At 35.3% G+C, this 12,955-nt stretch carries 13 protein-coding genes; all 13 read left to right on the top strand.

The genetic code is table 11. The features are described from left to right. Positions 1-58 precede the first annotated feature (58 nt). The 13 genes from AC6UD6_RS01545 to AC6UD6_RS01485 all read left to right on the top strand — a co-directional run bounded on the left by AC6UD6_RS01545 (position 59) and on the right by AC6UD6_RS01485 (position 12,922). Entirely contained in the window at positions 59-724 is a 666-nt protein-coding gene (locus AC6UD6_RS01545; RefSeq protein WP_500693331.1) for a sugar transferase, read from the top strand. A gap of 12 nt (positions 725-736) precedes the next feature. After that, positions 737-1,522 (top strand): DUF4422 domain-containing protein, encoded by a 786-nt coding sequence (locus AC6UD6_RS01540; protein WP_500695415.1) that lies wholly within the window; start codon positions 737-739, stop codon positions 1,520-1,522. Between the two features lie 31 nt (positions 1,523-1,553). Further along, the gene (locus AC6UD6_RS01535) at positions 1,554-2,522 is read left to right on the top strand and encodes a glycosyltransferase family 2 protein (protein WP_500695414.1); all 969 of its coding nucleotides are present in this window, start codon (positions 1,554-1,556) and stop codon (positions 2,520-2,522) included. 2 nt (positions 2,523-2,524) lie between these two features. Further along, positions 2,525-3,364 (top strand): GT-D fold domain-containing glycosyltransferase, encoded by an 840-nt coding sequence (locus AC6UD6_RS01530; protein ID WP_500695413.1) that lies wholly within the window; start codon positions 2,525-2,527, stop codon positions 3,362-3,364. A gap of 167 nt (positions 3,365-3,531) precedes the next feature. Further along, positions 3,532-4,650 carry a UDP-galactopyranose mutase gene (gene glf, locus AC6UD6_RS01525; protein WP_500695412.1) on the top strand — a complete coding sequence of 373 codons (1,119 nt, stop codon included), beginning with the start codon at positions 3,532-3,534 and terminating at the stop codon, positions 4,648-4,650. 2 nt (positions 4,651-4,652) lie between these two features. Beyond that, positions 4,653-6,077, top strand: a complete 1,425-nt coding sequence (locus AC6UD6_RS01520) for a flippase (RefSeq protein ID WP_500695411.1) — start codon at positions 4,653-4,655, stop codon at positions 6,075-6,077. Positions 6,078-6,103: 26 nt separating this feature from the next. Next, entirely contained in the window at positions 6,104-7,228 is a 1,125-nt protein-coding gene (locus AC6UD6_RS01515; protein ID WP_500695410.1) for a glycosyltransferase family 4 protein, read from the top strand. 29 nt (positions 7,229-7,257) lie between these two features. Continuing rightward, positions 7,258-8,289, top strand: a complete 1,032-nt coding sequence (locus tag AC6UD6_RS01510; protein WP_500695409.1) for a glycosyltransferase — start codon at positions 7,258-7,260, stop codon at positions 8,287-8,289. A gap of 87 nt (positions 8,290-8,376) precedes the next feature. Continuing rightward, a complete protein-coding gene (locus AC6UD6_RS01505) occupies positions 8,377-9,156 on the top strand; it encodes an SDR family oxidoreductase (protein WP_500695408.1) in 780 nt (259 codons plus the stop codon). A gap of 132 nt (positions 9,157-9,288) precedes the next feature. Further along, the gene (locus AC6UD6_RS01500; protein WP_500693341.1) at positions 9,289-9,732 is read left to right on the top strand and encodes an aggregation-promoting factor C-terminal-like domain-containing protein; all 444 of its coding nucleotides are present in this window, start codon (positions 9,289-9,291) and stop codon (positions 9,730-9,732) included. A 115-nt stretch (positions 9,733-9,847) separates the two neighbouring features. After that, a complete protein-coding gene (locus AC6UD6_RS01495) occupies positions 9,848-10,606 on the top strand; it encodes an NADP-dependent (R)-specific alcohol dehydrogenase (RefSeq protein ID WP_500695407.1) in 759 nt (252 codons plus the stop codon). Between the two features lie 115 nt (positions 10,607-10,721). Beyond that, positions 10,722-12,059: a DUF3329 domain-containing protein gene (locus tag AC6UD6_RS01490; protein ID WP_500695406.1), complete on the top strand. Its 1,338-nt coding sequence runs from the start codon at positions 10,722-10,724 to the stop codon at positions 12,057-12,059. Between the two features lie 185 nt (positions 12,060-12,244). Then, complete coding sequence (locus AC6UD6_RS01485; protein WP_500695405.1) at positions 12,245-12,922, top strand: hypothetical protein; 678 nt, start codon at positions 12,245-12,247, stop codon at positions 12,920-12,922. Positions 12,923-12,955: the final 33 nt, after the last annotated feature.

The raw sequence follows: 12,955 nt of genomic DNA, 5'->3' as shown, positions 1-12,955 counted from the left end.
GAGGAGAACATTTTAGCGTAAAGGTTAATTAGAACTAAGTATGAGGGAGTCATGATGAATGGAAGAGAACCTAAAGAGAAAGACGATCTGGCTTGATCCCAAAAAAGTCCAGAATCGTCCAGTCTACTTTACGTGTAAAAGAATATTTGACATCACTGCCAGTCTAATTGGGCTTATCTTACTAAGTCCTTTATTCTTAGTGCTTAGCATTCTAATAAAGTGTGATGGGTCTCATGGTAAGGTTTTTTACACGCAAAAACGAGTTGGTTGTAATGGGGACGTCTTCAACATGTATAAGTTTCGGTCGATGATCCCTAACGCTGACAAAAAATTAGCTGAACTTAAAAAATTTAATGAAGTTGACGGGGCCATGTTTAAGATGAAGGATGATCCCCGAGTTACCAAGGTCGGGCGTTTCATTCGAAAGTATAGTTTAGACGAACTGCCTCAGTTAGTGAACGTCTTAATTGGTGAAATGTCACTGGTTGGACCACGGCCACCGCTTCCAAAAGAAGTGGCCGAATACACGGACTATGATCGCCAGAGACTGTTAGTCAAACCTGGCTGTACTGGTTTGTGGCAGGTGACGGGGAGAAATAACGTCGGTTTTGATGACATGGTTTATTTGGACATCGTCTACATTATGAACAGTGGTTTCTGGTTTGATCTGAAGATCATATGCAAGACGGTTCAGATTATGGTGGTTCCAAACGCTGCTTATTAAAGAGGTTGAAGGATGAAAATTGCAATTTTGGTGGCGTCCCATAAAGATGCGCCGATGCCAAAAGATCAAGATTTGTACCGGCCAGTTTTGGTTGGTGCTGACAAAAATTACAAGGGCCAAAAGGGTTTTCAACTGGATAATCGAGGTGACAACATCTCGGCCAAAAATCCCAATTACAATGAACTAACTGCTGTTTACTGGGCATGGAAGAACTTACATGATGTCGATGCCATTGGGCTGGTTCATTATCGTCGTCTTTTTAGCAAACACCTTGATCGTTCGCTTGATAAGGTGCTAACTAAGGAGCAGGCCGAAAAGATGCTAGAAAAGGCTCCAGTCGTGTTGCCGCGAAAGCGGTACTACGTCGTTGAAACCATTTATTCGCATTATGTGCACTCTCACTACAAAGAGCCATTAGAGGAGACTCGTCAGGTCATTTCAGAAATCGATCCCGATTACTTAGCCAGTTTTGACCAGGTCATGCACAGTCGTTCAGCACACATGTTTAACATGTTCATCATGAAAACAAATTACTTTGACGACTATTGTAAATGGCTCTTTAACATTCTTTTTAACGTCGAAAAACGAATTGACATTTCCAATTATTCGGTTCAAGAGGCGCGGGTCTTCGGTTATTTATCCGAAGTTTTGATGGACGTTTGGATTGATAAGAATCACGTTAAATACACCGAGTGTAACTGGATTCAAATCGGTGATCGTCATTTAGTTAAAAAGGCGTGGGGCTTTGTAAAACGAAAGTTCTCCAGTAACGTCGGAAAAGACGAAACACACTACTAGAAATAAAATAGGAAAATGGAGTAGAAAACGTATGGATAATTACGATTTAAGCATTATATTGACCACCTATAATTCAGAAAAAATGATTAAACATGCGTTTGATGCTTTAATAAACCAAGATACACAATATAGTTATGAAATTATTATTGTTGATGATGGATCTAGTGATAATACTATAAAAATTGCATCTTCATACACTAAAAATTATAAGAACGTTCGATTAATTCAACAACAACATGGTGGGTTATCAGAAAGTCGTAATAATGGTATTAGAAATGCAATAGGAACCTATGTTTCATTTTCAGACGATGACGATCAATATCTTTCAAATTATGTACAAGATATGCTAGATGAAATGAAATCTAATAAACTTACTATCGGTGGGATAAAAAAGGTCTTTCAAAATGGGAAAACATCTTATGAGAATACTTCAGTTCTAGAAAATTGCTCAAGTAATGAAGAAATGATTGAGTCTTATTTAACTAAGAATGAAGAAATGGATGTTGGTGCATGGAATAAAATATTTAATAAAGAAACAATAATCGATAATAATATTATTTTTACAGGTAAAACTTATTTTGAAGATAGTTTATTCATGTTGAAATATCTTGAATGCATAAATTATAATGAAATTGGTTATGTTACTCATTCCGTGTATGAGTTAAAAAAACGTAATGGTTCTATCACTAACTCATATGAACCTCAGTTATTATCTAAATGTGATCAGTATATTGATGAAGTTAAAGATATTTTGCTTCAACACAATGTAAAATTAGATTACTTTAAAAGTTTTGAGGCCAGAATCAATATTTTTTATGTACATAGAAATATTGTTAATAATGAAAAGTGGACTGCAAAGAAACAAAAATACTTTTTGAAAAAACGTACTAATTTTAAATCGTTTAAATATTTAACAATAAAATATAAAATTGCGTTGATTTTGGCTATGCAATTTCCAAAAGTTTATATTGATTTATATTCTAAGAGAAATGAGGAATAAAGTTGAAATTAACTTCTTTTTTTTATAAAGCATATAATGACGTATTATATATTCCTGTTTATCAAGTTAAATTTAAAAGTAAATATAAATCTTTAAAAATCGAATCGATTAAGCAGACAATTGATGCAATAACAAATGATCATATTTCAATTAGTCGTTTTGGTGATGGTGAATTTAAATGGATTTATAAGATTTATCAGGAATCATATGAGCATGATTCTAATGAATTGAGTAAACGGCTCTTAGATGTTTTACACTCAAATATTAGTGATTTAGCCGTTGGACTACCTCAGGCGTTTCGTGACCCTCAAGCTATGACTGCCCATAAATATTGGGAACGTGAAATGGGGAAGTATGGTTCTGAGTGGCTTAAGGATTTAAACCAAAATAAGATTTACTATAATACCAGTGTGACACGCCCGTATATGGATTTAAAAGATAAGAACATTGCTAAGTACGTTTTTAGTGAATTTAAAAAGTATGTCTCAGATAAAAAGATATTAGTAATTGAGGGTGACCAAACCCACTTTGGCAAGGGAAACGATTTGTTAGAAAGTGCCAGTGAGGTCTTGAGGCTAGAATGCCCAAGTCACAATGCCTTTGAACAATATGATGATATCCTCACGCGATCGAAAGGCCTCATCATAAAAGAAAATCCAGATTTAGTCCTAGTTGCACTGGGACCAACGGCGACCATTCTTTCGTATGACCTGACTAAAACCTTAAACAAACAGGTTCTTGATATCGGACATTTTGATGTAGAGTATACTTGGTTTTTAAACGGGGATAAAAAAAGAACCAAAATTAATGGGAAGGCTGTTAATGAAGTAAAGGATAGTTAATTGACATTACAATCTTAATTGCATTGTTGCTTGTATCATTATTCTTTACTATTATTGATAAAGTAAGACTATCTATTAATTTAGTAAGTTATTTGTACATTTCAGACAGAAAATAAAACATTTAAGCAGGGCTTGCCCTAGTAAATTAATACATTTTGGAGGATAACATGACTGATTATTTAGTGGTTGGTTCTGGATTATTTGGATCAACCTTTGCATACGAAGCTGCTAAACGCGGCAATCACGTTGAGGTGATCGAAAAACGTGATCACGTTGGTGGCAATATCTATACCAAAGAAGTAGAGGGCATCCAAGTTCACGAATATGGAGCTCATATTTTTCATACCAAAATGAAAGACATCTGGGATTACGTGCATCAATTTGCGGACTTTAACAACTACGTTAACAGTCCGATTGCTAACTATCACGGTGAGATTTATAACATGCCGTTCAACATGAACACCTTCAATAAACTATGGGGAGTTAGAACGCCGGAAGAAGCTAAGGCTAAGATTGAGGAACAGAAGCGGAGTGCTAATATTCCGGATAAGCCCACTAACTTAGAAGAACAGGCTATCTCACTAGTGGGTCCTGACTTGTATGAGAAATTAGTAAAGGGCTATACCGAGAAACAATGGGGCAGAAAAGCCACTGATCTCCCAGCCTTTATCATTAGAAGAATTCCAGTTCGCTTCATTTATGATAACAACTACTTTAGTGATCCATACCAGGGAATTCCAATTGGTGGATATACTCAAATTATCGAAAAAATGCTTGCTAGTGACTTAATCGATGTTAAAACTAACACTGATTTCTTTGATAAAAAGGACGAATATTTAAAATCCGGTAAACGTATCATCTTTACCGGAATGATTGACCAGTTCTTTGAATATCAGTTGGGAGCTCTGGAGTACCGTAGCTTGAAGTTTGATACTGAAGTGAAAGACGTTGATAACTACCAAGGAAACGCGGTAGTCAACTATACCGATGCTGAGACCCCTTATACTAGAGTCATTGAACACAAACACTTTGAATTTGGTAAGGGTAATAAGCACAAGACCGTCATTACTCATGAGTATCCAAAGACATGGCACCGTGGGGATGAACCATACTACCCAATCGATGATAAAAAGAATCGTTCTTTGTACAAGAATTATGTCGAATTAGCTGAAAAAGATGCGCCAAACGTTGTCTTTGGTGGTCGTTTAGGTCAGTACCGTTACTACAACATGGACCAAACCATCATGTCAGCTTTGAGACTAGTTAAAAACGAATTTGGTGAATAAATTTGGGTAAAGTAATTAAGAATTATTTGTATAATGCGTCCTATCAACTATTTGTGTTGATAGTTCCTTTAATCACCACTCCATACTTGTCCCGTGTTTTGGGACCACAAGGGGTTGGTATTAATTCGTATACAAATGCTAATATTCAATATTTCATTATCTTTGGAAGTGTTGGGGTCGCACTCTATGGTAATCGGCAGATTGCGTATGTGCGAAATAATAAGCAAAAACTAACCAACACCTTTTATGAAATATTCTTTATGCGAATGGTAACGATTGGAGTGGCGTATATTGCCTTCTTTATTTTTTTGGCATTTGTGCATCGCTTTCACAGTTATTACATTGCCCAATCTTTTTCATTGCTTGCGGCAGCTTTTGATATCTCCTGGTTCTTTCAGGGGGTGGAAAACTTTGCTGTGACCGTTTTAAGAAACTTTGTTGTTAAAATAATTACACTTTTCAGTATTTTTGCGTTCGTCAAGTCATATAGTGACTTGTGGTTATACATATTTATACTGTCTATGTCGCTATTGATTGGAAATCTGACCTTATTCCCAAGTTTAAGAAGATATTTAGGAAAAGTGGACTGGAAAAACTTTCACTGGTTTAGGCATTTTTGGCCGTCGATGGTTCTTTTTGTTCCAGAAATTGCCACTCAGATTTATTTAGTGGTTAATAAGACGATGCTGGGGGCAATGACCTCCGTTACGGCAGCTGGTTACTTTGATCAGTCGGATAAGATCGTCAAGCTATCATTAGCGGTCGTTACTGCGACGGGAACCGTCATGCTTCCGCACGTGGCAAATGCCTTCATGCAAGGAAAACACGAGAAGGTTAAAGACTACTTGTATCAGAGTTTTGAGTTTGTGACGGCGTTGTCCATTCCCATTGCGTTTGGGATTGCGGCTGTTGCTCCGAGCTTTGTTCCACTTTTTTTCAGTCCGAAATTTATGGCAGTTGTTCCGCTAATGATGATCGAGTCAATTGTGGTAGTCATGATTGCGTGGAGTAATGCGATTGGAGTCCAATACTTGGTTCCGACCAACCAAAACAAGGCCTATAATTATTCGGTCATTATTGGTGCAATTGTTAACATCGTTGCTAATGTTCCTTTAATTTTACTGTGGGGAGCAGTGGGAACCGCGATTGCGACGGTTCTTTCAGAAGCCATTGTCACTCTAGTCCAACTATATGCTGTTAAGGATGAAATTGACTTTAGAAAGTTGTACCACGGATTCTTTAAGTACTTTATTGCTGGTCTCATAATGTTTGCGATCGTTTCTGTCCTAGACATGACTCTAAATGTTAAATGGATTGATCTGATCATCGAAGTTGGGATTGGAATTGTAATTTATGGTCTCCTGATCTTTTTGTTTAAAACAAAGGTTTCAAAGGATATAATTACCATTGTTAAAAAGAAATTCTAGTTAAAATAATAAGAGGTTAAGAGCCAATGAAGATTGCTTTTATTAGTGAGGATAAATTAACTGATGTCTCGGTTTGGTCTGGGACGACCAGCAACATTTATGACGTCATTGCTAAACAAAACCAAGTTGTTTCAGTGCGTCCATCTGGTATTAAGCTGTTTTTGGGAAAAGTCTTTCGAAAGTTTACCAAGTGGTTTAAGTTACCTGATTTAAAAGCTTTCTCTGACGAGTGGATTGCAAGGGTTGAGGGTCAATCTTTACAGCAGAAGTTGAAGCATGAATCTGATATTGATTTTATCTTTGTTGCTGCTGAGGATAACCTCGTTGAATTTTTGCAAACCGACCTACCGATTGTTTTTTTAAATGATGCGACTTTTAGCGAAATGATTAATTATTACTACTTCAATTTGACGAAAAAGAAGATTGAAGTACACACCCAAATGGACAAAGTTACCCTTGAAAAAGCTTCTTTGATTTTAATGGCCAATGAATGGGCCAAAAAGGGTGCCATTGAATCTTATGGAATTGATGAAAACAAGGTCAAAGTGTTACCTTTTGGCGCTAATTTACCAGATAAATTTGTAGCTCACAAAGCTGACCCAGACAGTAAAATCAGATTATTGTTTGTTGGTGTTGAGTGGAGACGAAAGGGAATGGATCTCATCTGTGCCATGATGGACAAGTTGAACGAACGATTCCCAGATAAGTTTATGATTAACGTCATTGGTCTTAATCAGCCAACTGACCAAGATTTACCCAACAACATTAAGTTTCATGGTTTCGTCTCTAAACATACAGGCTCTGGTCTTAACAAGATGATTCAACTTTATAATGAGAGTGATTTGTTTGTTTTGCCAACAAAGGCAGAGTGTGCGGGAATTGCGTTTGCGGAAGCTTCCGAATATGGTCTGCCTTCTATTACGTATGATACTGGTGGAATTGGTACCTATGTCATTAATGATTACAATGGTTATCGGCTCAATAAGAACGCTACGGCAATGGATTTTGCCGATGCAGTGATCGATTTGACACAGTCACCAGAAAAATTAGAAACGATGTCTAAAAACGCTCGAAAATTATATAAAACCAAATTGAACTGGAAGGCGTGGGAACGCGGTTTTAACGAATTAACCCAACAGTTTAATAATTAGGTAGACCTTGAAGGAGTTTAGTAGAACTGATGAAAAAATTGATTATTGATGTGGTCCGGTCAAAAGCTAATGATGGGATTGGTAAGCCTAAAGAGGACATTAATGAAGTCCTTGAAAAGAATTATGGCTTCCAAATGGCTTACTTAAAGCAGTATAAATACGGTAAATTTGATCGTCATTTTTTGATTAATTATCGAATTAATAAACTGGATAAGTATCACCTAAAATCAACTGATGTAATCGTTATTCAATATCCAATTTATTCTGGAAAACAGTTTGAAGAAACCCTTTTAAGATATCTCAATGGCCGTCACGTTAAGACAGTAGCGGTGATCCATGATATTGATTCACTGCGTTTTCCTAACAGTACCTTTGCAACCGTCAAGGAAGAAGCCGAGTTTTTAAATAACTTTACGGCCGTTATTTCACCGAATAGTACGATGTCAGATACGTTAAAAGAAAATGGATTAAACGTTCCCTGTGTGGACCTTGAAATCTTTGACTACTTTTCTGACGTTCAAAGTCAAAAAAACGGGGTAAAATACAAAGATAACGTGACGTTTGCTGGGAACTTGAATAAGTCAGTCTTCTTAAAATATCTAAACGTTTCAAAGGCAGTTAAATGCGAGGTCTTTGGAAATATTGATGATCCAAATACACTGAATTCCTCATTAGAGTACATGGGAAGTGTGTCACCGGACGTGTTATCAAAGAAATTAGGCCATGGTTACGGACTAGTGTGGGATGGCAATAGTGTTGATACTGTGGATGGCAAGATTGGCGACTATTTGCGCTACAATAACCCATATAAGGCTTCGTCGTATCTGAGTGCTGGGATGCCCGTGATTGTCTGGGAAGAATCAGCCGTGGCTAAATTTGTAAAACAGCATCACGTTGGGTTATCAGTGGATTCCATTTCTGACCTAGCTTCATCACTTAAAAAAGTGACTGATGATGATTTTACTCAAATGGTGGATAATGCCCATGAACTTTCAAAGCAACTTCATGATGGCTTTTACACTAAACAGGCCTTTAATCAGGTGTTTGAGAAAATTAAGTAAAACAAATTAGAAACGACGTGTTAATCTATTAGTTAATATTATTAGCTAATGATCATCACGTCGTTATTTTTTTATGGGAGTGATTTTATGATGAAAGTATTGGTACTGGGTTCAAATGGTCAGTTAGGTCAAACGTTAACAAATCTGCTAAATGAGAAGCAAATCGAATTTGAGGCACCTTCTTCAAAAGAAGTTGATGTAACTAATCAGAAACAAGTAATGGATTATTTTCAGGTCCATCAACCAGAAGTTGTTTTTGATTGCGTTGGATACACCGACATTGTTAACGCCGAAGAGGAACCGGGTAAAACCATCAATAAGAACGTGAACTTTCTTGGTACCCAGTATGTGGCGTTAGCCGCTAGAGACGTGAACGCAACGCTAGTCCACATCAGTACGAATCGAGTGTTTGACGGAAATGATAATTCTAAACCACATGAGATAACGGATATTCCTAATCCAGTAAGTGAGTATGGTAAGCAGAAACGCATGGCAGAACGTGCCATTGAAGAGATTAGTACGAAATATTATACAATTCGAACGGCCAATCTATATGATGAAAATGGAAGTAAATTTGTTGATGAATTATTAAAAAGTGGTGAGATTAAGACTAGTAACCAACCAATGCAGGTAACCGATACTAGAAGATTGGCGGAGTTTATGTTGTTTGTAATCCAAAGTGATTTACCATATGGGATGTATCATTTAACAAACGAAAAATTAATTACTCCATGTGAATTTGCCAAGACAATTTTGAAAAGTCACATTTTGAAAATCTCCCCAGAAAGCATTGAAGGAAAGGACGTAAGGGAGCCCATTCTCGATTTGGGGAAGCTCAATGACACTTCATTTATGAATACAAGATAGTAAAATGACTTGCGAAAATTAATAATACTAAATCCCGATTTCTGCAATGTTTTTTAACATCCGTGTAATATTTTACTAATATTATTGAAATTTTTTCCCCTTAATGTATTGACTGTTGAGAGGAGGAACAAAATGGAGTGGAAACATATTATTCTTACAGCAGTTAGTGTTACAGCTATTTTTACCACGGGCATAGCAGTCGCAAATAGCTCACGCGCTAATGTTAATGCTGATTCATCGCGCTACACCACCGTTAATAAGCTAGTTAAATTTCGAAAAGCACCACACGCCAACAAACCTGTCAAAGTTATAAAATCAGAAAGTTCAGTGTCGAAATTAAGTCCGTCAGAGATGACAGCTAAGAATTGGATTGCTTATCATGAATCACGTGGTGAGTATCATGCTGAGAATCCAACTAATCCACAAGTGTATGGCAAGTATCAATTGACTAAGACTTACCTTCACGGGGATTACTCGAAGGAGAATCAAGAACGTACTGCTGACAACTACGTTCATGATCGCTATGGTTCATGGCAAAATGCTAAGAAGCATTGGGAAAGTAATAACTGGTACTAAATTAGTTTTAGCGCGGAAGGCTCATGATGAAAGTCATGAGCCTTTTTGTGTGCGTTTATAAGGGTTCATGATACAGTTAAGTCGGTAAATGACTAAGTAATTGGAGGGATATATTATGACAGACAGATTAAAAAACAAAGTTGCAATCATTACTGGTGGAACACTAGGAATTGGCTATGCTATTGCTGAAATGTTCGCTAAAGAAGGAGCTAAAGTAACGATTACTGGACGTAATGAAGATCGTGGACGCGAAGCAGTTGAATCGATTGATAAAAAGTATCCTGGAACTGTAAAATTCATGAAACAGGATGTTTCTGATCCAGACCGTTGGCCAGAAGTCTTTGAAGAAACCAAAAAAGATTTCGGACAGGTAACGACCCTAATTAATAACGCTGGAATTGCCCTTGGTAAGTCTATTGAAGATACTACAACCGAAGAGTGGCATAAAGTTCTAAGCATCGATCTAGACGGAGTCTTTTATGGGATACGTGAAGGCATCAAACAAATGAAGAATAAAGGTGTTGGTGCTTCAATTGTGAACATGTCGTCGATTGAAGGATTAGTTGGTGATCCTAACCTAGGCGCTTACAATGCTTCTAAAGGTGCAGTTCGTATGATGTCCAAATCAGCGGCACTTGATTGTGCGTTGAAAGATTATGGTATTCGGATTAACTCTGTTCATCCTGGATATATTCAAACTCCAATGGTTAAACCAGACTTTGCGAAAGCCATGTCACAAAGAACCAAAACTCCAATGGGACACTTAGGTAAACCAGAAGACATCGCATATGCAGCTGTTTACTTGGCTTCTGATGAATCTGAATTCACGACTGGTAGTGAGTTAGTGGTCGATGGTGGCTACACGGCTCAATAAGATTTATTAAAACGAGAATGAAAGGACTATGCTATGTGTATAGTCCTTTTTTCTGTATTTTGATATTTTTTCTTATGATACAATTATAATATCTATATTATGAGGTGAATTATCTATGGATAAGATAGTGTCTTTTTGTAAAAAGTATTTTATTGGAATTATGTCGGTGCTTATATTTTGCTTGGTGTCTTTTTGGAGTATGATTACCCCGATCTTTGGTGATGATGCTTTAGCAGTTAGAATGAATTTGGAAAATATAGTTCATGAAGGGATAAAAGATTGGTTTGTTTGGAATGGTAGGTTTGTAGGCCAAACTATTTACAGATGTTTAGTAAATTTGTCGCCAACATCTTTCGGATTAATAAATGGTTTAGCATTTATAGTTTTACTATTACTAATTACTTATTTATCAGCTCAATTTTCTATTAAATTTAAAAATATTAATTCAAAATATTTACTTGCAACAATTCTCGCTTTCGTATTTATTCCCCAATTTTCACTTACAATTTTTTACCGAGCTGGTTCTGGAAATTATTTATGGACAACTGTAATTAATTTACTGTTTGTAAGCTTATGGATTACATATAAAAAAAAGAATAATCGAATTTTAAATACGATTTTTGTTTTCTTTTTGGGAATTTTTGGTTTGATAGCTGGATGTTCTAACGAAAACCTTGGAGTTGGAATGATTGTTTTACTTCTAGGACTGATGTTATTTTCCTCTCAAAAACACATGGGATTAACTGTTCCTAGAATTGTAATGATTATATCGTATGTTATTGGGTATGTATTGTTACTAATTGCTCCTGGTAACATGGCAAGGGCAAGATTGAGAGACTCTTCATTTTTAGATAAAACTTTTTTTGAAAAAATTGGGATTAATTTTCCACTTATTAATCAGTACATTATTAATAATTTAATGCCCATCCTCATTATTTTTGTCATTTTTCTTTGCATTAATATTTATCTGGTTAAAAACAAAAAAGCTATTACTAATGCTCTAATTTTGTTTGTTTCAGCTTTTATTACTTTTTATGCTTTAGTAATTTCTCCAGAAGGTGCAGACCAAGGAAGGTGTTATTTCTTTGGAACAGTATTATTAATAATTGCAATTGTAGAATTAGTTCCGTTTAATATTAAAGATAATATTATTAAATTATTAATTAGTGCTTTTATAATTTGTTTGGGTGGATACTTAGTCCTTAATCTTACTTCTGGATTTGTAATATCCTATAAAACAGATAAGCAATTGTTAAATCAACAAAAAGAAATCAAAAATGAATTGAAAAAGAAGCAAAATAAGGGAAATGTTATTGTTCCTCAAATTACAAATGTTGGTTCTTCGAATTATTCTTTAGGTAGTATCATTTTTGATGATCCAACAAATTGGCAAAATACTTCTTATGCATATATGTTTAATGCTAAGAGTATAAAAGCTATTGGTAATTATTGATTTCACTCATGTTACCTTTAAATTATCAATAATAAGTAAGAAGGTATTATTTCATATGAAAAAACAAAGTAATTATAAAAATATAAAATACCAGTGGCGTAATACTAAGTCTTATTTTTCATTTTTCATTGAAAATTGGTTAGTTACATTTATTATTAGTCGGTGTTTTGCTCTTAATTCCACTTATGTTTTCGGTAATAATTAAACTTGGCTTATTTCCTGGATCAAAAGGAAGTGTAGGTGACTGGATAGGTTTTGGTGGGGCATTTCTTGGATCTTCAATAGCTATATTAGGTGTGTATTGGCAAACTCAAAGACAGATAAGTAATTCAAATAGATTAAATAATGAAAGTAAAAGACCACAACTAGCATTATCGTTTGGGAATAATATTTTTGATAAAAATAAAGCTTATTTTTTAATAAATGCTTCCACACCTGATTCAAATACTTTTCGTCGTTTAGAGTTTAAAACAAGAGGATTTTCTAGCGTAGCTTGGATAAGTCCACCGATCGTCACTAACTATGGTGAAACATTATTAAGATGTCACATATATATGACTTTTAATGATAAAACAAAATTATCATATTACTTTCCTGCAATGGAACATAATTATTCATTAATACTACTTTATTCAGAGAATTTGTCATTAAAAAATCTAAAAATAATTATTGTTGGTGAAACAATAGCGGGAGAGAAAATTTTTGAAAAATTTTTAGTTAATGATGAACCTGAAAGGGATGATATGGGTTTACTAATTCCCAAAATTTTAAATCCTAAAGTCTTTTATAACAAAATTCCAAAGAAAATAGATATTTGTGATAAGGCTCCAGAAAATATGGTTCTTAAGTTTGAAAATAAATGATAAAAAGACGACTAATCAGTCGTCTTTTTCTTT

This window comes from Fructilactobacillus sp. X8R2C1 (genome assembly GCF_059900955.1).
The sequence above is the reverse complement of the archived record's forward strand: the minus strand, read 5'-3'. Positions and strand labels throughout refer to the sequence as shown.